This window comes from Nonomuraea marmarensis (genome assembly GCF_043197025.1).
In the GTDB taxonomy this organism is placed as follows: Bacteria; Actinomycetota; Actinomycetes; order Streptosporangiales; family Streptosporangiaceae; genus Nonomuraea; species Nonomuraea marmarensis.
The window spans coordinates 265,523-286,232 of the sequence record NZ_JBICRM010000004.1 but is presented as its reverse complement, the minus strand read 5'-3'; the positions used below and the strand labels follow the sequence as shown (position 1 = coordinate 286,232).

Sequence of the window (20,710 nt, the reverse complement as noted above, 5' to 3'; positions counted from 1 at the left end):
AGCATGATGATGCTCGACTGGACACGCAGGGCCGCCTGCCTCGACCTGGACCCGGAATTGTTCTTCCCGATCTCCATGGAAGGTCCCAGCCAGTCGCAGGTCGAGCGGGCCAAACACGTGTGCGGCGGTTGCCCCGTACGGGAGCCGTGCCTGGAGTACGCGTTGACCACCAGGCAGGCGTACGGCGTCTGGGGCGGCACCGACCCGGCGCAACGGCGGGAGCTGGTCTCCCGGCACGACCGGGAAGCGGAACCCGCCCGCCACAGCCCGGCGGCGTAGCTCAGCTCGGCAGCAGGGCCGCCTCCGCGAGAAAGCGCTCGCGCTCGCCCGCTTCGAGGTGATCGCTGAACAGCACGCCGTCGAGGTGGTCGACCTCGTGCTGCAGCACCCTGGCCAGCACCCCCAGCGCCTTGACCGTCGCAGGCTTGCCGAACATGTCACGGCCACGCGCCGTGACCATGTAGGAACGTTCCAGCGGCCACCACACGCCGGGCGCCGACAGGCACGCCTCGTCGGCGGTGACGCGCCGCTCCGACAACTCCAGCCGCGGGTTGACCAGATGCCCCGACCTGCCGTCGTAGGAGTAGACCACCACCCGCACCGGCTCCCCGATCTGCGGGGCCGCCAGCCCGGCCCGGCCCGCTCCCGCCCGCATCGTGGCGGTCAGGCACTTGACCAGCCGCCGGAGCTCCCGATCGAAGTCCTTGATCGGCGCCGCCACCGAGCGGAGCACCGGATCGTCGAACACGCGAATAGGCCGGACCGTCACCGCAACTCCCCGATAGGCCGCGATCATCATCATGAACGTTTCCCGCGACCGCGCCCCGCCAATCGTCGAGGTCTTGCCTTGTAGCACAGCGGTAACAGAAGAGACCCAGAGGTGAAACCACCCGAAAGCAGTATCGGAGGGTGATCTCACTTGCGCCACACGCGCCTGTGATGCCTGGCCGGGTGCTCGGGGCCCGGCCAGGCGACGACGACTACCTGGAGGTGTCCGTGAGGGAGCGCACGATCATACACAGCAGCGCCGTGCTCATGCGACCGGCGGAGAAGAGAGGGACTTCATGAGCGCGCTTCCCGTTGAGAGCGGCATTTCCCCGGAGACGGCGCCCGACGCCCTGTCGGGGTTCACCGTCGGCGTGACCGCGACGCGGCGGCGCGAGGAGTTCGGCGCGCTGCTGGAGCGGCGCGGCGCCCGCGTGGTCAGCGCCCCGGCGATCCGCCTCGTGCCGCTGGCCGAGGACGCCGACCTGCTCGCCGCGACCCGGCTCAGCCTGGCCGGGCCGGTGGACGACGTGGTCGTCACCACCGGCGTCGGCTTCCGCGGCTGGATGGCCGCCGCCGAGGGCTGGGGCCTGTCGTCCGACCTGGGCGAGCACCTGTCCAAGTCGCGGCTGCTGACCCGCGGGCCCAAGGCCAGGGGAGCGGTGCGGGCCGCCGGGCTGAACGACCACTGGACCCCCGCCACCGAGTCGTGCCAGGAGGTCAAGCAGTACCTGCTGGCCCAGGACCTGCGCGGCCGGCGCATCGCGGTGCAGCAGCACGGCGAGCCGCTCAGCGACTTCGTGGCCGACCTGCGGCAGGCCGGCGCCGAGGTGATCGAGATCCCGGTCTACCGGTGGCTGCCGTACCGCGACATCTCGCCGCTGCGCCGCCTGATCAGCCAGACGATCTCCGGCTCGGTGGACGCGGTGGCCTTCACCAGCGCGCCGGCCGTGCACGCCATGCTGGGCATGGCCCGTTCCGAGGGGCTGGAGGACGCGCTGCTGGCGGCGTTCGGCGGCACGGTCGTGGCCGCCTGCGTGGGGCCCGTCACCGCGGGACCGCTGACCGCGCGCGGCGTGCCGACGTTGCAGCCGGACCGCTCGCGGCTCGGCGCGCTGGCCCGCGCCCTGGCCAGGCACCTGCCCGAGCACGGCGTCACCCGGCTCGTGGCGGGCGAGCACCGGCTGGAGATCCGCGGCCACGCGGTGGTCGTGGACGGGGAGCTGCGGCCGCTGCCGCCGGCCCCGATGGCGGTGCTCAAACGCCTGGCCGACAAGCCGGGGCACGTGGTGTCGCGGGCCGACCTGCGTACCGTGCTGCCGGGCAGCATCGCCCGCGACTCGGCCGAGCACGCCGTGGAGATGGCCATCACGCGGCTGCGCCGTGCGCTCGGGCCGAGCGGGATCGTCGAGACGGTCGTCAAGCGCGGCTACCGCCTCGCCTGCCTGTACGAGGCCGGGCTGTGAGTCCTGCGCTCGTCCTCGCAGCGCACGGCACGCGCAGCGCCGCGGGGGAGCGGACGTTGTCGGCCCTCGCGGAGACGGTCAGGAGAGCCCGTCCTGGGCACCGCGTCGAGCTGAGCTACCTCGAGATCAGCTCGCCGCTCCTGTCCGAGGTCCTGCCCGCCGTCCGCGGCCGGGTGGTCGTCGTCCCGCTGTTGCTGGCCGGCGGCTACCACGCCCACATCGACCTGCCCGAGGTCGTCGCCGACTGCCGCCCCGACGCGGTGGTGGCCGGCTGGCTGGGGCCGCACCGGCTGCTGACGTCGGCGCTGGCCCGCAAGCTGGCCAGGGCGGGCCTGCGCTCGACGGACGCGGTGCTGCTCGGCGCGGCCGGCTCCGCCGACCCCGAAGCGCTCGCCGACGTCCGCGCCGCCGCCCACCAGCTCGCCGTACGCCTGGCGCGCCCCGTCACGGCCGCCTTCGCCTCGGCGGGCGCCCCCTCGCTGGAGGAGGCCATGGAACGGCTCGGCTCGACCCCGGCCGCGCGGGTGGCGATCGCCTCGTACGTGCTCGCGCCCGGTTTCTTCCACGACCGCCTGGCCACGGCGGGCGCGGGACTGGTGAGCGAGCCCTTGGGGGCGGACCCGGACGTGGCGTCACTGATCTGGCACCGCTACGACGAGTCCCTGCGCAGGCGTCACGTCCTGCCGCAGGCGCGGGCACAGGCCTCCCGATAGCGGGCGGGCGGGATCAGGAGGGGACGGGCTCGAGCCGCAGCTCGCGCACGATCTCCCGGGCGCTGGCCTCGCGCGTCGGCCCGGCGTCGGCGCCGACGAACATCTCGATGTAGGCCCGGTGGAAGCAGCCCGCGATCAGCAGCCGCGCGCTCGCCTCCGGGTCCACGCCCGCCGCCACCCTACCCAGGCGCTGTTCGGCCGCCAGGTACGCGGCCAGCGGCGCGGTCTCCATCCGCGGCCCGAGCCCCGTGTCGCGGATGGCCTCGCGGAAGCGCACGGTCACGTTAGGCGAGGTGAACGCGGGTAACGCCGCGGCTTGTACCTCCATGTAGTAGTCGATACCCGCTCGCGCAACTGGCAGGAGATTGTCCGATATGGACCCTTTCCCAAGATGATGGGAGAGTTCGTGGAGAATGCTGAGCCAGAGCGGGAGGCGGTCCTGCAACAGGGCGAGGAAGTGGTCCACGGAGCCGCCGGTCCGGTCCTCCCTGACCGAGACGGCCATCTCCAGGATGCGCCGCCTGGTGTCCTGACTTCTTCGGTGCGGGTCGACATGGGAAGTCGCCATGGCGTGCCTAACGTGCGCGGTCGGTTGAGTAGGCATCACGGCGCGAAGCCGAGTGGTTTTTCGCGATCAGCGGAGCCGGATCTGGGGTCCCAAGGTCGTGGAAGTATGTACGGGTCCCCGATTATTACCCGAAATCGAGAAAAATTGTCGGATTTAATTCCTGAAGGTTAGCTGTCAGTGTCCCTGTCGCGACGTCGCAGGTAGCGCTCGAACTCGGCCGCGATCGCGTCCCCGCTGGCCTCGGGCAGCTCGGCGGCGTCCTTGCGCTCCTCCAGCTCCTTGACGTATTCGGCGACCTCGGTGTCCTGCGAGGCCAGCTCGTCGACGCCGCGCTCCCACGCGCGGGCCTCCTCGTCGAGGTCGCCCAGCGGCATCGGGATCTCCAGCACGTCCTCCAGGCGGCGCAGCAGCGCGAGCGTGGCCTTGGGGTTGGGCGGCTGGGCGACGTAGTGGGGCACCGACGCCCACAGCGAGATCGCGTCGAGCCCAGCCGCGCCGAACGCGTGCTGCAGCACCCCCACGATGCCCGTCGGGCCCTCGTAGCGGCTCAGCTCCAGGTTGGTCGAACGCGCCAGCGCCGCGTCGGTCGCGCCGCCGAGGATGGGCACCGGGCGGGTGTGCGGCGAGTCGTTGAGCAGCGCGCCCAGCATCACCGCCATCTCGACCCCCAGCTCGCGGCAGATCTCGATGATGTCGGCGCAGAACGAGCGCCAGCGCATGTTGGGCTCGATGCCGCGCAGCAGCACCACGTCGCGCTCGCTGCCCGGCGGGCGCGCCCGCAGCAGCCGCGTGGTCGGCCACACGATCGACTGGGCGAGCCCGTCGCTCATCTCCACCACGGGCCGCGTCACCTGGAAGTCGTAGTAGTCGTCGGGGTCGAGCGCGATCAGCGGCTCGGCCTTCCAGACGGACTCGAGATGGGCGATCACACCGCTGGAAGCCTCACCCGCGTCATTCCACCCCTCGAACGCGGCTATGACCACCGGGTCGACGAGCTCGGGGAGCCCTTCGAGCTCGATCACGTGTCGCCTCCTCTCTCCATCATCCTGCTTAGCCTATGCGGTAAGCACGTGTCAGCGTCACCGATCTCCCCCCGAACGGCCGCGCCGCGCCCGTACCGGCGCGGGGACGCGACTCCGCGCGGGCCCGCGCTTACGCGGGCGGGTCAGCGGCCGCCGTCGGTGGTGTGGACGATCAGCACGTCGCAGGCGGCGCGATGGGAGACGCCGGAGGGCACGGAGCCGAGCAGCCGCCCCGCCAGGCTGTTGAGCCCCCGGTTGCCCACCACGAGCAGGCCGGCGCGGTGCCTGGCGGCGAGCGAGACGAGCACGTCGACGGCGTCGCCCCGCTCGGCGGCCAGGACCACGTCGGGGGCGCCCGCCGCGGCGGCGTGCCCGCGGGCCGCGCGCAGGGCGTCGTCGGCCGGGGTGGAGCCGCTCACCTTGTACGCCAGGTCGCCCAGCCGGTCGGCGGCCGCGGCCCGCTCGCTCTCCCGCATGGGCAGGTACGCGCAGGCCAGCACGAGGGTGGCGCCGGTCGCCGCGGCCAGGGACGCCGCCGTGGAGACCGCGTGGAAGGAGGAGGCCGAGCCGTCGGTACCGACGACTACGGTGGAGTAGGTCATGGGTACGGACCCCAATTGGACGCAATGTTCAATTGACTCTCCGCACACTAGCGGCTCGAGCACGCGCGCGAGTGCCGTGCGAGGCGCAGCCGATAAGCTTTACCGCATGAGCCTCTCCCCGTCCTTTCGTGAAGTGTTGTCCCAGCGCGTCGTCGTCGCCGACGGGGCGATGGGCACGATGCTCCAGGCCCAGGACCCGACGCTCGACGACTTCCACGGCCACGAGGGCTGCAACGAGGTGCTCAACGTCACCCGGCCCGACATCGTGCGCGGCGTCCACGACGCCTACTTCGCCGTCGGCGTCGACTGCGTGGAGACCAACACGTTCGGCGCCAACCTCGCCGCCCTCGGCGAATACGACATCTCCGAGCGCGTCTTCGAATACTCCGAGGCCGGCGCCAGGATCGCCCGCGAGGCTGCCGACCAGTGGTCCACGCCCGACCAGCCGCGTTTCGTGCTCGGCTCCATGGGCCCGGGCACCAAGCTGCCCACGCTCGGCCATCTGCCGTACGCGAGGCTGCGCGACGCGTACCGCGACAACGCGGCGGGCCTGATCGCGGGCGGCGCGGACGCGCTGATCATCGAGACCAGCCAGGACCTGCTCCAGGTCAAGGCCGCCGTCATCGGCGCCAGGCGGGCCGCCGAGGCGTCCGGACGCGACGTGCCGATCATCGCGCAGGTGACGATCGAGACCAACGGCGCGATGCTGCTCGGCTCCGAGATCGGCGCCGCCCTGACCGCGATCGAGCCGCTGGGCGTCGACGTCGTGGGGCTCAACTGCGCGACGGGCCCGGCCGAGATGAGCGAGCACCTGCGCTACCTCGCCCGCCACTCGCGGCTCAAGCTGTCCTGCATGCCCAACGCGGGCCTGCCGGTGCTGACCTCAGACGGCGCCTACTACCCGCTCTCCGCGCAGGAGCTGGCCGACGCGCACGGGACGTTCACCCGCGACTACGGCCTGTCCCTGGTCGGCGGCTGCTGCGGCACCACCCCCGAGCACCTGCGCCAGGTCGTGGAGAAGGTGCGCGGCAAGGAGGTCGCGCACCGCCGCCCGCACCCCGAGCCGGGCGCGTCCTCGCTCTACCAGACCGTGCCGTTCCGGCAGGACACCTCCTACCTGGCCATCGGCGAGCGCTGCAACACCAACGGCTCCAAGGCCTTCCGCGAGGCCATGCTGGAGGGCCGCTGGGACGACTGCGTCGAGACGGCCCGCGACCAGGCCCGCGACGGCGCCCACATGCTCGACCTGTGCGTCGACTACGTCGGCCGCGACGGCGTGGCCGACATGAAGGAGCTGGCCTTCCGCTTCGCCACCGCCTCCACGCTGCCGATCATGCTCGACTCGACCGAGCCCGCGGTGCTGCAGGCCGGGCTGGAGATGCTCGGCGGGCGCGCCGCCGTCAACTCCGTCAACTACGAGGACGGCGACGGCCCCGACTCCCGCTTCCAGAAGATCATGCGCCTGGTGCGCGAGCACGGCTCGGCCGTCGTCGCCCTGACCATCGACGAGCAGGGCCAGGCCCGCACCGCCGAGTGGAAGACCCGCGTGGCCGGCCGTCTCATCGATGACCTGACGGGCAACTGGGGCATGCGGGTCGAGGACATCATCGTCGACTGCCTGACCTTCCCCATCGCCACCGGCCAGGAGGAGACCAGGCGCGACGGCCTGGAGACCATCGAGGCCATCCGTGAGCTCAAGCGCCGCTACCCGGGCGTGCAGACCACGCTGGGCCTGTCCAACATCAGCTTCGGCCTCAACCCGGCCGCCCGCATGGTGCTCAACTCGGTGTTCCTCAACGAGTGCGTCAACGCGGGCCTCGACTCCGCCATCGTGCACGCCTCCAAGATCCTGCCGATGGCCCGCATCCCCGACGAGCAGCGCCAGGTCGCCCTCGACATGGTCTACGACCGCCGCCGCGACGGCTACGACCCGCTGCAGCGCTTCATGGATCTGTTCGAGGGCGTCGACGCCGCGGCCATGCGTGCGGGCAAGGCCGAGGAGCTGGCCGCGCTGCCGCTGTGGGAGCGGCTCAAGCGGCGCATCATCGACGGCGAGAAGAAGGGCCTGGAGGCCGACCTCGACACCGCGCTGGACCAGCGGCCCGCCCTGGAGATCATCAACGAGGTGCTGCTCGACGGCATGAAGACGGTGGGCGAGCTGTTCGGCTCCGGGCAGATGCAGCTGCCGTTCGTGCTGCAGTCGGCCGAGGTGATGAAGACCGCCGTCGCCTACCTCGAGCCCCACATGGATCGCGTCGAGGGCGAGACCAAGGGCCGCATCGTGCTGGCCACCGTCAAGGGCGACGTGCACGACATCGGCAAGAACCTCGTCGACATCATCCTGTCCAACAACGGCTACCAGGTGGTCAACCTCGGCATCAAGCAGCCGGTCTCGGCCATCCTGGAGGCCGCCGACGAGCAGCGGGCCGACGTCATCGGCATGTCGGGGCTGCTGGTGAAGTCGACGGTCATCATGAAGGAGAACCTGGAGGAGATGAACTCCAGGGGCCTTTCGGAGAGATACCCGGTGCTGCTCGGCGGCGCCGCCCTGACCCGCGCCTACGTCGAGCAGGACCTGGCCGAGCTGTTCGAGGGCGAGGTGCGTTACGCGCGCGACGCGTTCGAAGGGCTGCGGCTGATGGACTCGTTCATGGCCGTCAAGCGCGGCGTCGCCGGGGCGACGCTACCGCCGCTGCGCGAGCGGCGCGTCAAGACCGGCGCCGTGCTGCAGCGCACCCCCGTCGAGGAGCTGCCCGCCCGCTCCGACGTGGCCGCCGACAACCCCCTGCCGCGGGTCCCCTTCTCCGGCGACCGCGTCGTCAAGGGGATCTCGCTGACCGAATACTCCGCCTTCCTCGACGAGCGCGCCCTGTTCCTCGGGCAGTGGGGGCTCAAGCCCACCAGGGGCGGCGACGGGCCCGGCTACGAGGAGCTGGTCGAGACCGAGGGCCGGCCGCGGCTGCGCATGTGGCTGGACCGCATCCAGACGGAGGGCCTGCTGGAGGCGGCCGTCGTCTACGGCCACTTCCCGTGCGTGTCGGACGGCGACACGCTGATCGTGCTCGACGAAGACGGCTCCGAGCGCACCCGCTTCACCTTCCCGCGCCAGCGCCGCGACCGCCACCTGTGCCTGTCCGACTTCTTCCGTGCCAAGGACTCCGGCGAGGTCGACGTGGTCGGCTTCCAGGTGGCCACCATGGGGTCGAAGATCTCCGAGGCCACGGCCGAGCTGTTCGCCAAGGACGCCTACCGCGACTACCTGGAGCTGCACGGCCTGTCGGTGCAGCTCACCGAGGCGCTGGCCGAATACTGGCACGCCAGGGTCCGCGCGGAGTGGGGCATCGGCGGCGAGGAGTCGCTCGACGACATGCTCAAGGTCAACATCCAGGGTTGCCGCTACTCCTTCGGCTACCCGGCCTGCCCCAACCTGGAGGACCAGAAGCAGCTCTTCCAGCTGCTCGACCCCGAGCGCATCGGGGTGACGCTGTCGGAGGAGTTCCAGCTCCACCCCGAGCAGGCCACCTCCGCGCTCGTCGCCCACCACCCCGAGGCCAAATACTTCAACGTCTGACCGGTGGCCGGTCGCCCGCCGTTCACCCATGGACGGCCAGAATGGCAAGCACGCACCACCGACCCGGGGGCAACATGCAAGCGGTCTTCTTCGACATGGACGGGCTGCTCGTCGACAGCGAGAAGGTCTGGTTAGAGATCGAGACCGGGGTGATGGCCAGGCTCGGCGCCGCCTGGACGACCGAGCACCAGGCCCACCTGGTCGGCGGGTCCATGGAGCGCACGCTCGACTACATGCTGGCCGTGTCGGGCGCCACCATTCCCGCCGCCACGGTGCGGGAGTGGATGGTGGACGGCATGGTGGCGCGCCTGTCGGCGGGGGTGCGCGTGCTGCCGGGCGCCTCCGAGTTGCTCGACGCGCTGCGGGCCGAGGGCGTGCCCGTGGGGCTGGTCACCTCGTCGCTGAAGGAGATCGCCGAGGCGGTGCTCACGGGCGTGGGCCGCGACCGGTTCGACGTCATCGTCACCGCGGAGGACGTCTCCCGCACCAAGCCGGACCCTGAGCCGTACCTGACGGCCGCGGCGCTGCTGGGCGTGGCGCCGGTGCGCTGCGTGGTGCTGGAGGACTCGCCCAACGGCGTCGCGGCCGCGACGGCGGCCGGCTGCGCCGTGGTGGCCGTCCCCAGCCTGCTGCCCATCGACCCGGCCCCCGGACGGCTGGTGGTCTCCTCGCTGGAGCGGGTCGGCGTCGCCGACCTGCGCGCCCTCATCACGCTCTGAGCCTCCAGGTACCCCTAGGGGACAAGTGGTCCTCCCGGAGGAGGGGCGGGAGCGATTTCGCGTGCCAGGATGGAGACGTAGTCGATACGAGGGGCGGCGTGATGTACGAGCAGATCGCGTGGTTGCCGCTGTGCGCCGGAGTGACCGCGGCAGGGCTGGTGCTCGGTTTCCTGGCCTTCAGGCGCAGGGGAGCGGCGGCCGGCATGAGGATGACGGCGTGGGCGTTGCTACCGGTGGCCGCCTACCTGACCGGCGCGTTGCAGGCGCTGTGGACCATCGGTGCGACCGCCGTAGGGTTCGTCACGGGCCTGGTGCTCAATCCGCTCGTCTGGGCGGGCGTCGCCGTGACCGGGCTGGCCGCAGTGCTGTTCGTGGTGTCGGGGGTGCTGCGCGGCAGGAAGTTGTCCGTCGGCAGGAAGAAGAAGGCTCCCGCCGAGGGGCCGGCCATTCAGCCCTCAGCGAACAAGCCGGGTGCCGCGGCCAAGCCGCAGCCGGCCGTGGCCGCCCAGAAGGAGCGCAAGGGCGACGACGACTTCTCCGACATCGAGGACTTGCTCAAGCGCCGCGGCATCAGCTGAATACAGGCGTTCGTCCGCGCTCTGTCACAGTTCCGAGACGCAACCGGGACGGGTCGTACACATTCCCTTCAAGATCGATACGAATGAGTTTCGCGTCAATCACAGTTAAGCCACATCGGGTGCGGAGGGACTAGTCACACCAGCTCAGGCCATAGATTCTGCCTCCTGAGGTCGCGACACGCGGTCTAAAGTCAGTAGTCAGCAGACTCGTCTGGTTCCAGGGGGCAATTCGGCATGACCGCACCGCTAGACGTTTCCGGTTCCGCGGCAGAGGCGCATCCGGAGTCGGTGCTCGCGGGCGCGGGGCAGGCGATCCAGGGTCGGTCTCTGACCAAGATCGCATGGATGCGGCTCAGGCGGGACAAGGTCGCTCTCGCGGGCGGGATCTTCGTTGTCCTGCTGGTCCTGGTGGCGATCTTCTCCTCGCCCATCATCGCCGCGTTCGGGCACCCCCCGCTGGAGTTCCACCAGGATCAGATCGACCAGAGCACGCTCCTGCCCAAGGGCGCCTTCGGGGGCGTGAGCGGCGAATACCTGCTCGGCGTCGAGCCGGTCAACGGCCGCGACATCTTCAGCCGCATCGTCGCCGGCGCCGGGATCTCGCTGCTGATCGGCTTCCTCGCCACCATCCTGTCGGTCGTCATCGGCGCCACGCTGGGCGTCATCGCCGGATACTTCGGCGGCTGGGTCGACCAGGTGATCGGCCGGCTGATGGACGTCTTCCTCGCCTTCCCGCTGCTGGTCTTCGCGATCGCGCTGGCGGGCGTCATCCCCGACAAGGGGTTCGGCCTGGAGGGCAACGGCCTGCGGATCGCGATGCTGATCTTCATCATCGGCTTCTTCAGCTGGCCCAGCATCGGCCGCATCGTGCGCGGCCAGACGCTCTCGCTGCGCGAGCGCGAGTTCGTCGACGCGGCGCGCAGCCTCGGCGCGCGTAACGGCTACATTCTGTTCCGCGAAGTCATGCCCAACCTGCTGGCGCCGATCCTGGTCTACGCGACCCTGCTCATCCCGACCAACATCCTGTTCGAGGCGGCGCTCTCCTTCCTGGGCGTCGGCATCAACCCGCCCACCCCCACCTGGGGCGGCATGCTCTCCGAAGCGGTTCGCTTCTACACGCTGCCGCACTTCGTGCTCTTCCCGGGTCTGGCGATCTTCGTCACCGTCCTGGCGTTCAACCTGTTCGGCGACGGACTGAGGGACGCCTTCGACCCGCGAGCGCACTGACCTTCGCCAACGCTTGATCCCCCGGCATCTCACTAATCAAGGGGTTAGTAAATGAGAAGGAAACACGCACTGGCAGGAGCCGCCACAGCGGCGCTCGCCCTGGTGCTCTCCGCCTGTGGCGGCGGAGGTGGCGGTACGCCACAGCAGCCCGCCCAGTCGGCCTCCGGCGGCGCCGCGCAGGACGCGTTCGACGCCGCTCTCACCCAGGTGTGGAACCCGTCCACGAAGAAGGGCGGCACCCTCAAGGCGGCTCACTCCGCCGACTGGGACAGCCTCGACCCGGGCGACACCTACTACGGCTACTCACTCAACTTCGGCCGCTTCTACTGGCGGACGCTGACGACGTACAAGACCGGTGCCGGCCCCGAGAGCAACACCGTCGTGCCCGACCTCGCCGAGTCGCTCGGTACGGCGAGCGACGGCGGCAAGACCTGGACGTACAAGCTCAGAAGCGGGCTGAAGTTCGAGGACGGCACGCCGATCACCGCCAAGGACGTGGCGTACGCGGTGGCGCGGACGTTCGACAAGGAGACCTTCCCGCACGGTCCCTCCTACCTCAACGAGCTGCTCGACTGGCCGAAGGACTTCAAGAGCGTCTACAAGACCCCCGACGTCGACTACAAGTCGGCCGTCGAGGCGACCGACGACCTGACGCTGGTCTTCCACCTGAAGAAGCCGTTCTCCTCCATGGACTACGTCGTCCAGATGCCGATGACGGCCCCGGTGCCGAAGGCCAAGGACACCGGCGCGAAGTTCAAAGAGCACGTCATCTCCTCCGGCCCGTACAAGTTCGAGACGAACGAGATCGGCAAGAAGTTCACCCTGGTCCGCAACGACCAGTGGGACCCCGCCACCGACCCCAACCGTCCCGCGCTGCCGGACCGGATCGAGGTCCAGCTCAACGTCAACGCCGACGACCTGGACAACCAGCTCATCGCCGGTGACATCCAGCTCGACATCCCCGGCACGGGCATGCAGCCGGCCGCGCTGGGCAAGGTCCTTCCCGACCCGGCGCTGAAGGCCCGCACGGACAACCCGACGATCCCCAGGCTCTGGTACGTGTCCGTCATCCCCTACAACCCCCCGATGGACAACATCGAGTGCCGCAAGGCCGTCATGTGGGCCGCCGACCGCGTCGCCAACCAGACCGCCTTCGGCGGCCCGGTGGCCGGCGGTGACATCGCCTCGAACGTGATGCCGCCGCCCATCGTCGGCCAGGAGAAGTTCGACACCTACGCCACCCCGGAGAACAAGGGCGACGTGACCAAGGCCAAGGCGGCCCTGGCGGCGTGCGGCCAGCCGAACGGCTTCTCCACCACCATGACGTTCCGCTCCGACCGTCCGCGCGAGAAGGCGCTGGCCGAGTCGATGCAGCAGGCGCTGGACAAGGTCGGCATCAAGCTCACGCTCAAGGGCTTCCCCGGCTCCAGCTACTTCTCCGACTACGCCGGTAACGTCGACTACGTGAAGAAGAACGGCATCGGCCTGGCCGCCCACGGCTGGGGCTCCGACTGGCCCGACGGTTACGGCTTCATGCAGGCCATCGTCGACAGCCGCACCATCCGTGACGCCGGCAACTACAACCTCAGCGTCAAGAACCCTGAGGTCGACAAGCTGATCGACCAGGCCTCCGCCGAGCTCGACGCCACGGCTCGCGCGAAGCTCTGGGTCGACGTCGACAAGAAGGTCATGGAGGACGCCTCCATCCTTCCGGTGGTATGGGCCAAGTCGCTGCTCATGCGCGGCAAGGGCCTGACGAACGTCGCCTACAACGAGGGCCAGAGCATGTACGACTACGTGCTGCTCGGCGTTCAGTGACCAGGCGAGGTTCGGGGATCTAGCGAAGGCAGGTGAAGGCAGGAGTGGCCGGCCCGGACGTCCGGGCGGGCCACTCGGCCGGTAGCGGTGCTCACATACATCATCAGACGCCTGATCGGCGCGTTCGCGATGCTGATCGTGATCAGCATGGTCACCTTCGGCATCTTCTTCGTCGTGCCGCAGTGGGCCGGGGCGACACCCGAGGCCATGGCCTCACGCTACGTGGGGCGCGCGGCGACGCCCGAGACGGTCGCCCTCGTGACCGAGCGGCTCGGGTTCAACGACCCGGTGGTCGTGCAGTACGGCAGGTTCGTCAAGGGCATCGTCACCGGCGCCCAGTACGACTACGGAGCCGGTGTCGAGCAGTGCCCCGCGCCCTGCTTCGGCTACTCCTTCATCAGCGGCCAGCCCGTCTGGCCGGACCTCGTCGACCGCATGCCGGTCACCTTCTCCCTTGCCGTCGGCGCCGCCCTCATCTGGGTGCTGGCCGGGGTGAGCGTGGGCGTGCTGTCCGCGCTGCGCAGAGGCAGTTTCTTCGACCGGCTGTCGATGGGCACCGCGCTGGCCGGAGTGTCGCTGCCCATCTTCTTCACCGGCATGATCTCGCTGGTCGTCTTCAGCTACGGCCTCGGCTGGACGCCGCCGGGCGGCGCATGGACACCGATCACCGAGAACCCGGCCCAGTGGGCCTATGACCTGCTGCTGCCGTGGATCACCCTGGCGTTCCTGTTCGCCGCGGGCTACGCCAGGCTCACCCGCGCCGGGATGCTGGAGACCATGGGCGAGGACTACATCCGCACCGCCCGCGCCAAGGGCCTGCGCGAGCGCGAGGTCGTGGTCAAGCACGGGCTGCGCGCCGCGCTCACACCGATCCTGACGTTGTTCGGCATCGATTTCGGCCTGCTCATCGGTGGCGCCGTGCTCACCGAGACCACCTATACTCTGCCCGGGCTGGGCCAGTACGCCATCCTGGCCATCAGAAACCAGGACCTGCCGCAGGTCATGGGCGTGGTGCTGGTCGCCGCGGCCTTCGTCGTGGTCGCGAGCCTGATCGTCGACCTGCTGTACGCCGTGGTCGACCCGAGGGTGAGGTTGTCGTGAGCTTCCTTGACGTCAAGGACCTGAAGATCCATTTTCCGACCGACGACGGCCTGGTCAAGTCCGTCGACGGCCTGTCGTTCAGCGTCGAGCGCGGCAAGACCCTGGGCATCGTGGGGGAGTCCGGCTCCGGCAAGAGCGTGACCAGCCTCGGCGTGCTGGGCCTGCACAAGGGCGGCCGGGCGAAGCTCTCCGGTGAGATCTGGCTCGACGGCGAGGAGCTCATCGGCGCCTCGGCCGAGCACGTACGCGGGCTGCGCGGCAAGAAGATGGCGATGATCTTCCAGGATCCGCTGTCCTCGATGCACCCGTACTACACGGTGGGCCACCAGATCATCGAGGCCTACCGGATCCACCACAAGGTCACCAAGCAGGTGGCCCGCAAGCACGCCATCGACATGCTCGGCCGCGTCGGGATCCCCGAGCCGGCCAGGCGCGTCGACAGCTACCCGCACGAGTTCTCCGGCGGCATGCGGCAGCGCGCCATGATCGCGATGGCGCTGTCCTGCGACCCCGAGCTCCTCATCGCCGACGAGCCGACGACCGCGCTCGACGTGACCGTGCAGGCCCAGATCCTGGACCTCATGCGCGACCTGCAGCGCGAGTTCAACTCGGCGCTGATCGTCATCACCCACGACCTGGGCGTGGTGGCCGAGCTGTCCAACGACATCCTGGTCATGTACGGCGGCAAGTGCGTCGAGTACGGCTCGGCCGACGACATCTTCTACCGGCCCGAGCACCCCTACACCTGGGGCCTGCTGGGCTCCATGCCCCGCCTCGACCGCGAGCGCACCGAACGGCTGCTGCCGATCAAGGGCTCCCCGCCGTCCCTGATCAACGTGCCGACGGGCTGCGCCTTCCACCCCCGCTGCCCCTATGTCGAGCGCACCGAGGGCAAGTCGCAGGCCGAGGTGCCCGCGCTGGCCGAGACCGAGGGCGGCCACCTGGTGCGCTGCCACCTGAGCAGGCCCGAGCGGCGGAGCCTGTGGGAGACCGAGATCAAGCCAGTGCTGGAGACCCAGTGAGTGACAGTGAGCTGCTCCTTTCCGTACAGGACCTGGAGAAGCACTTCCCCGTGACGAAGGGTCTGCTCAAAAGGCAGGTCGGCGCCGTCAAGGCGGTCGACGGGATCAGTTTCGACGTGTTCAAGGGCGAGACCCTGGGCCTGGTGGGCGAGTCGGGCTGCGGCAAGTCCACGACCGGCCGGCTGGTCACCCGGCTGCTCGAACCCACCGGCGGCAAGGTCGTCTTCGAGGGCCAGGACATCACGCACATGGGGCAGGGCAGGCTCCGCCCGCTCCGCCGCGACATGCAGATGATCTTCCAGGACCCGTACTCGTCGCTCAACCCCCGGCACACGGTCGGCGCCATCGTCGGCGCCCCCTTCCGCATTCAGGGCGTGCAGACCGAGCACGGCATCAAGAAGGCCGTCCAGGACATCCTCGAGCTCGTCGGCCTCAACCCCGAGCACTACAACCGCTACCCGCACGAGTTCTCCGGCGGCCAGCGCCAGCGCATCGGCATCGCCCGCACGCTCGCGCTCAAACCGAAGCTGATCATCGCCGACGAGCCGGTCTCCGCGCTCGACGTGTCGATCCAGGCCCAGGTCGTCAACCTGCTCGAAGACCTGCAGAACGAGCTGGACCTCACCTACGTCGTGATCGCCCACGACCTGTCGGTGGTGCGGCACATCAGCGACCGGGTCGCGGTCATGTACCTGGGCAAGATCGTGGAGGTCGCCGACCGCAAGCGGCTCTACAGCTCGCCCATGCACCCGTACACCAACGCCCTGCTGTCGGCGGTGCCGGTGCCCGACCCGAAGGGGCGGGCCGGGCGCGAGCGCATCCGGCTGACCGGCGACGTGCCCAGCCCGCTCAACCCGCCGCCCGCGTGCCGCTTCCACACCCGCTGCTGGAAGGCGCAGGAGATCTGCAAGACGGTCGAGCCGCCACTGGAGGAGCTGGCCAGCGGTCACCGCGTCGCCTGCCACTTCCCGGAGAACGCGCCCGAGACCGCCGTCGCGGCGGCCCAGGAGTCGTCAGGATAAGGCTCCGGGGGTGATCAGCCCCGTCTCGTAGGCCAGCACCACGGCCTGTACGCGGTCGCGCAGCCCCAGCTTGGTGAGCACGTTGCCGACGTGCGTCTTGACCGTTGTCTCGCTCACCACGAGCTTGGCCGCGATCTCCGCGTTGGACATGCCCTTGGCGATCAGCCGCAGCACCTCCAGCTCCCGCTCGGTCAGCCGGTCGAGCCGCGCGGGAGCGGCCTGCTCGTACGCCGACGGCAGCCGCTTGGCGAACCGGTCCAGCAGCCGCCGCGTCACGCTCGGCGCCACGATCGCGTCACCGGCCGCCACCACCCGGATGGCCTGCACCAGCTCGTCGGGCGGCACGTCCTTCAGCAGGAACCCGGAAGCGCCGGCGCGCAGCGCCTCCACGATGTACTCGTCCAGGTCGAACGTCGTCAGCACCAGCACCTTCGGCACGTGCGCCGACGGCGCCGCCTCCCGGACGATCCTGCGGGTCGCCTCGATGCCGTCGACCCCGGGCATCCGGATGTCCATCAGCACCACGTCGGGCAGCAGCGCCCGCGTCTGCTCCTGCGCGTCCTTGCCGTCGCCGGCCTGGCCCACCACCGTGAGGTCGGGCTCGGCCTCCAGGATCAGGCGGAACCCCGTGCGCAGCAGCGGCTGGTCGTCCACCAGCAGCACTCGGATCGTCATTGGCCGTCCACCGGCAGCACCCCGATCGTCATTGGCCGTCCTTCAACGGGAACCTCGCCCGCACCTCGAAACCGCCCCCCGGCAGCGGACCGATGCTCAGGATTCCACCATAGAGGGCGACCCGCTCGCGAATGCCCACCAAACCATGCCCTGACCGGGTGGACAGCCCCGCCGCGCCGACCCCGTCGTCCTCGACGCGTACGTCCAGCTCATGGGGCTCGTACCGGACGGTCACCACGGCCTTCGCCCCGGCGCCAGCGTGCCGCAGGCTGTTCGTCAGCCCCTCCTGGACCAGCCGGTAGGCGGCCAGGTCGACCCCCGCGGGCAGCGGCCGCGGTTCGCCCTCGGCCTGCAGCCGGGTGGACAGCCCCGCCTCCCGCATCTGCTCGGCCAGCAGCGGCAGGTCCCGCACGCCCGGCTGCGGGCCCAGCTCGGCCCGGGCATCGGCCCGGGAGTCGGTACGCAGCACGCCGACGATGTTGCGCATCTCCGTCATCGCCAGCCGGCCCGTGTGCTCGATGGCCGACAGCGCCTCCCGCGCCAGGTCGGGATCGGCGGCCAGCACCCTGCGCGCCGCGGCCGCCTGCACCGTCATCACGCTGACGTGGTGGGCGACCACGTCGTGCAGCTCGCGGGCGATCCTGGAGCGCTCCTCGGCCCGCGCCGCCCGCGTGTCGGCGGCGTGCGCCCGCTCCAGCCTGGCCGCCCGATCCTTCAACTCCTCCAGGTACGCCCGGCGCAACCGCAGGCTCCGCCCCGCGCCCCACACCGCCACCAGCACCACGGCCACCACGACGTGCTCGCTCCAGCTCGCCACCCTGGCCGGGCCCGCCACGGCGCCGAGCGTGTACGTCACCAGCGAGACCAGCAGCCCGCCCAGCGCGACCGCCAGCCCCCGGTAGGACGCGACCGAATACAGCAGCACCAGCCCGGCCAGGCATGAGATGCCGGCGCCGTACCCGAACACGGCCAGCAACGTCTCCGGCACCACCGTCGCGCACAGCGCCGACAGCGGCCACCGCCTGCGCAGCGCCACCGGGACGCACGCCAGCACCACCAGCACCGCGCCGAACGAGTCGGGCGCCCGCATGCCGTCGACCGCTATCCCCTCGGCCTGAAGGCGATCGGGGCCGTAGAGCACGAACAGCGCCACCGAGACCCCGGCCACCACCACGGCGAGCAGCGTGTCGTGCAACCTGGTTCGGTCTATCCGCACCGCTTCACTGTAGGCCCAGGTGAGAGCCCGTAACCTCCCCCCTCGGGAGGATTACCCCTTGTACGCACCCACGCACCCACCCCTCACCCGCCCAAGACGCGCACTGACACCCCACCCGCGCCGCACCGGCCCGGAAACGCGCCGTGCGGCAGCTCAGGCCCGCCCCGACGAGCCGTCAGCCCAGGGACGCGGCCCAGCACGGAACGGCCGGTCAGAGCTCGTCGGTGGCCGAGCGCCGGTTGCTCCGCACCGTGTCGCCCGGCTGGCGGTCGGGCACCGGCGGCGGGGTGCCGCCGAACTCCGGGCACAACGCCTGATGATCGCACCAGTCGCACAACCGGCTCCGGCGCGCCCGCCACTCACCGGTCTCCAGCGACCGCTCGATCGCCGCCCACAACGCCATCACCTTGCGCTCGGTGGCCAGCAGGTCGGCCTCGTCCGGCGCGTACCGGAGCACCTCGCCCTGACCGCCCAGATAGACCAGCTGCAGCAGCCGCGGCACCTGCCCGCGCAGCCGCCACAACACCAGCGCGTAGAACTTCATCTGGAACAGCGCCTTGGCCTCGAAGTCGGGCCCGGGCGCGGTGCCCGTCTTGTAGTCGACCACCCGGACCTCGCCGGTCGGCGCCACGTCGAGCCGGTCGACGTAGCCCCGCAACATCAGCCCGCCGTCCAGCACCGCCTCGACATAGAGCTCGCGCTCGGCGGGCTCCAGCCGCGTCGGGTCCTCCAGCGTGAAGTAGCGCTCCAGCATGCCGCGCGCCTGCGCCAGCCACTCCGCCTGCTCGGTCTCGTCGGCGAACATCCGCGCGTAGAGCGGATCGTCGGCCAGCAGCCGCTGCCACTGCGGCTCCAGCAACTCCAGCGCCGCCCGCACCGAACGCCGCGGCGCCGGCAGGTCGTAGAGGCGCTCCAGGACCGCGTGCACCACCGTGCCGCGCACCGCGGCCTGCGAAGGTTTCTCGGGCAGCTGATCGATCACCCGGAACCGGTAGAGCAGCGGACATGTCATGAAATCGCCCGCCCGGGAGGGGGAGAGAGCTCCGATGATCACCGGTTCGGTCAAAGTCATGCACCGCACTCTAGGTCAACACCCCGACAGAATAACGGTCGCGGGACGAGGATCACGTGATCGGGCGCGTAGCATCAAGGCAGCAACAGCACGTAATGGACGTTCGAGGAGTGCGGTGAGCGAGCAGAGCCCGCGGCAGGAGTTCTCCGGCATACGGATGGGGAAGCCGTTCGGCATTCCGGTGTACGTCTCGTGGACATGGTTCCTCGTCGCGGCCTTCATCACGTTCATGTTCGGGCCCCAGTTCGCCCAGAGGCTGCCCGAGCTCGACAGCACGGCCGCCTACGCGGTGGCGTTCGCGTTCGCGGTGCTGCTGTACGTGTCGGTGCTGCTGCACGAGCTGGCGCACAGCGTCCTGGCCAAGTGGTACGGCCTGCCGGTCCGCAGGATCACCCTCTACCTCCTCGGCGGCGTGTCGGAGATCGAGAAGGAGCCGCCCACGCCGGGCAAGGAGTTCCTGGTCGCCGCGGCCGGTCCGGCGCTCTCGCTGGGCCTGGGCGGGCTCGGCCTGGCCGCCGACGTCTACCTGGTCAACGACGGCGGCATCCTCGAGGTGCTCGTCTGGCAGCTGTGGGTGGCCAACCTCATCGTCGGCGTGTTCAACCTGCTGCCCGGGCTGCCGCTCGACGGCGGCAGGATGCTCCGCGCGGGCGTGTGGAAGCTGACCAGGAACCCCGGCACCGGCACCATCGTGGCCGCGTGGGGCGGGCGGGTGCTGGCCGTGCTGCTCGTCGTGTTCCCGATCGCCATGGCGCTGTCGGGCGGGCAGGAGATCGACGTCCCCGACCTGCTGTGGCCGATCGTGCTGGCGTCGTTCATCTGGCTCGGGGCCAGCCAGTCGCTGCGCGTGGCCAAGATCCGGGCCAGGATCCCGCAGGTCAACGCGCGCGCACTGGCCCGCAGGGCGATACCGGTCGCCGCCGAGACGCCGCTGGCCGAGGCGCTGCGGCAGGCCACCGAGGGCAGGGCGGGCGCGATCGTCGTGGTCGACCACGACGGCAGTCCCCTGGCCATCGTCAGCGAGGCCGCCGTCCAGGCCACCCCCGAGCACCGCCGCCCCTGGGTGAACGTCGGCTCCATGGCCAAGTCCCTCGAACCCTCGATGGTGCTCGAGGCCGACCTGGTGGGCGAGCCGCTCATCGACGCCATGCGCGGGGCCCCGGGCAGCGAATACCTGCTCGTGGAGCGCGGCGGAGAGATCTTCGGCGTGCTCGCCACGGCCGATGTGAACCGGGTTTTCACCGGCGTCTGATTTGTCCCACTCGTTTAAGCGGCAGCCCCCGGATAGGGTCGTGTGCAGCAGTTTCGGGTGGCCGGGGCCGACTCCGGCGATTTCTGCGATGCGACGACTGGCCGATAGTGTTCTGTTTGGCCAAACTTGCACAGTTAAGGGGTTTGTTGCGGTCCACCGGGTCACCGAATCGAGACGAGGGGGCCAGCGACAGGGCCTCGTCGTCTGGGTACGTATGGCTGGTGGCCAGCACGGCAGTGCGGGTGCCGTAATATCGCCGGCTTCCGGGGAGGAGAGTTGAGTGACCGAGCGCAGCGAGGGC

The 20,710-nt window shown here is 70.2% G+C and carries 19 protein-coding genes; 12 read left to right on the top strand and 7 right to left on the bottom strand.

The window, feature by feature from the left end; all coding sequences use genetic code 11:
- Positions 1 to 3 precede the first annotated feature (3 nt).
- Positions 4 to 279, top strand: a complete 276-nt coding sequence (locus tag ACFLIM_RS08720) for a WhiB family transcriptional regulator (RefSeq protein ID WP_393163845.1) — start codon at positions 4 to 6, stop codon at positions 277 to 279.
- Position 280: 1 nt separating this feature from the next.
- On the opposite strand, the gene ACFLIM_RS08715 is transcribed toward ACFLIM_RS08720, so the two are convergent.
- Positions 281 to 769 carry a peptide deformylase gene (locus ACFLIM_RS08715; protein WP_393163843.1) on the bottom strand — a complete coding sequence of 163 codons (489 nt, stop codon included), beginning with the start codon at positions 767 to 769 and terminating at the stop codon, positions 281 to 283.
- A 295-nt stretch (positions 770 to 1,064) separates the two neighbouring features.
- Here ACFLIM_RS08715 and ACFLIM_RS08710 point away from each other — a divergent pair, with 295 nt between their 5' ends.
- Positions 1,065 to 2,231 carry a uroporphyrinogen-III synthase gene (locus ACFLIM_RS08710; RefSeq protein ID WP_393163841.1) on the top strand — a complete coding sequence of 389 codons (1,167 nt, stop codon included), beginning with the start codon at positions 1,065 to 1,067 and terminating at the stop codon, positions 2,229 to 2,231.
- Positions 2,228 to 2,944, top strand: coding sequence for a sirohydrochlorin chelatase (locus ACFLIM_RS08705; RefSeq protein ID WP_393163839.1), 717 nt, complete (start codon positions 2,228 to 2,230; stop codon positions 2,942 to 2,944). Before ACFLIM_RS08710 ends, ACFLIM_RS08705 begins: the two co-directional genes overlap by 4 nt.
- A 13-nt stretch (positions 2,945 to 2,957) precedes the next feature.
- Here the strand turns inward: ACFLIM_RS08705 and ACFLIM_RS08700 are convergent, their stop codons facing one another.
- The 3 genes from ACFLIM_RS08700 to ACFLIM_RS08690 all read right to left on the bottom strand — a co-directional run bounded on the left by ACFLIM_RS08700 (position 2,958) and on the right by ACFLIM_RS08690 (position 5,136).
- Positions 2,958 to 3,512: a hypothetical protein gene (locus tag ACFLIM_RS08700; RefSeq protein ID WP_393163837.1), complete on the bottom strand. Its 555-nt coding sequence runs from the start codon at positions 3,510 to 3,512 to the stop codon at positions 2,958 to 2,960.
- 167 nt (positions 3,513 to 3,679) lie between these two features.
- Positions 3,680 to 4,534, bottom strand: a complete 855-nt coding sequence (locus ACFLIM_RS08695; protein ID WP_393163835.1) for a PAC2 family protein — start codon at positions 4,532 to 4,534, stop codon at positions 3,680 to 3,682.
- Positions 4,535 to 4,677: 143 nt separating this feature from the next.
- Positions 4,678 to 5,136, bottom strand: a complete 459-nt coding sequence (locus ACFLIM_RS08690) for a universal stress protein (RefSeq protein WP_393163832.1) — start codon at positions 5,134 to 5,136, stop codon at positions 4,678 to 4,680.
- A gap of 106 nt (positions 5,137 to 5,242) precedes the next feature.
- Between ACFLIM_RS08690 and metH the strand changes: the two genes are divergently transcribed.
- The 8 genes from metH to ACFLIM_RS08650 all read left to right on the top strand — a co-directional run bounded on the left by metH (position 5,243) and on the right by ACFLIM_RS08650 (position 16,194).
- Positions 5,243 to 8,707, top strand: coding sequence for a methionine synthase (metH, locus tag ACFLIM_RS08685; RefSeq protein WP_393163829.1), 3,465 nt, complete (start codon positions 5,243 to 5,245; stop codon positions 8,705 to 8,707).
- 41 nt (positions 8,708 to 8,748) lie between these two features.
- Positions 8,749 to 9,426 carry an HAD family hydrolase gene (locus tag ACFLIM_RS08680; protein WP_393163827.1) on the top strand — a complete coding sequence of 226 codons (678 nt, stop codon included), beginning with the start codon at positions 8,749 to 8,751 and terminating at the stop codon, positions 9,424 to 9,426.
- 101 nt (positions 9,427 to 9,527) lie between these two features.
- Positions 9,528 to 10,004 (top strand): cellulose synthase, encoded by a 477-nt coding sequence (locus tag ACFLIM_RS08675; protein ID WP_393163825.1) that lies wholly within the window; start codon positions 9,528 to 9,530, stop codon positions 10,002 to 10,004.
- A 234-nt stretch (positions 10,005 to 10,238) separates the two neighbouring features.
- Positions 10,239 to 11,231 (top strand): ABC transporter permease, encoded by a 993-nt coding sequence (locus ACFLIM_RS08670; protein WP_393163823.1) that lies wholly within the window; start codon positions 10,239 to 10,241, stop codon positions 11,229 to 11,231.
- A gap of 51 nt (positions 11,232 to 11,282) precedes the next feature.
- The gene (locus ACFLIM_RS08665) at positions 11,283 to 13,049 is read left to right on the top strand and encodes an ABC transporter substrate-binding protein (RefSeq protein WP_393163821.1); all 1,767 of its coding nucleotides are present in this window, start codon (positions 11,283 to 11,285) and stop codon (positions 13,047 to 13,049) included.
- Between the two features lie 87 nt (positions 13,050 to 13,136).
- Positions 13,137 to 14,150 (top strand): ABC transporter permease, encoded by a 1,014-nt coding sequence (locus tag ACFLIM_RS08660; RefSeq protein ID WP_393163819.1) that lies wholly within the window; start codon positions 13,137 to 13,139, stop codon positions 14,148 to 14,150.
- Positions 14,147 to 15,172, top strand: a complete 1,026-nt coding sequence (locus ACFLIM_RS08655; RefSeq protein WP_393163817.1) for an ABC transporter ATP-binding protein — start codon at positions 14,147 to 14,149, stop codon at positions 15,170 to 15,172. The genes ACFLIM_RS08660 and ACFLIM_RS08655 overlap by 4 nt, the downstream gene beginning before the upstream one ends.
- Positions 15,169 to 16,194 (top strand): ABC transporter ATP-binding protein, encoded by a 1,026-nt coding sequence (locus tag ACFLIM_RS08650; protein ID WP_393163815.1) that lies wholly within the window; start codon positions 15,169 to 15,171, stop codon positions 16,192 to 16,194. Before ACFLIM_RS08655 ends, ACFLIM_RS08650 begins: the two co-directional genes overlap by 4 nt.
- Here ACFLIM_RS08650 and ACFLIM_RS08645 read toward each other — a convergent pair.
- The 3 genes from ACFLIM_RS08645 to ACFLIM_RS08635 all read right to left on the bottom strand — a co-directional run bounded on the left by ACFLIM_RS08645 (position 16,186) and on the right by ACFLIM_RS08635 (position 19,157).
- Positions 16,186 to 16,869 carry a response regulator gene (locus tag ACFLIM_RS08645; protein ID WP_393163812.1) on the bottom strand — a complete coding sequence of 228 codons (684 nt, stop codon included), beginning with the start codon at positions 16,867 to 16,869 and terminating at the stop codon, positions 16,186 to 16,188. The two genes, ACFLIM_RS08650 and ACFLIM_RS08645, sit on opposite strands and share 9 nt — an antisense overlap.
- A 28-nt stretch (positions 16,870 to 16,897) precedes the next feature.
- Positions 16,898 to 18,085 carry a sensor histidine kinase gene (locus tag ACFLIM_RS08640; RefSeq protein WP_393163810.1) on the bottom strand — a complete coding sequence of 396 codons (1,188 nt, stop codon included), beginning with the start codon at positions 18,083 to 18,085 and terminating at the stop codon, positions 16,898 to 16,900.
- Positions 18,086 to 18,296: 211 nt separating this feature from the next.
- Positions 18,297 to 19,157 carry a RecB family exonuclease gene (locus tag ACFLIM_RS08635; protein WP_393163808.1) on the bottom strand — a complete coding sequence of 287 codons (861 nt, stop codon included), beginning with the start codon at positions 19,155 to 19,157 and terminating at the stop codon, positions 18,297 to 18,299.
- Positions 19,158 to 19,272: 115 nt separating this feature from the next.
- Here ACFLIM_RS08635 and ACFLIM_RS08630 point away from each other — a divergent pair, with 115 nt between their 5' ends.
- Positions 19,273 to 20,409: a site-2 protease family protein gene (locus ACFLIM_RS08630; RefSeq protein WP_393163806.1), complete on the top strand. Its 1,137-nt coding sequence runs from the start codon at positions 19,273 to 19,275 to the stop codon at positions 20,407 to 20,409.
- Positions 20,410 to 20,710: the final 301 nt, after the last annotated feature.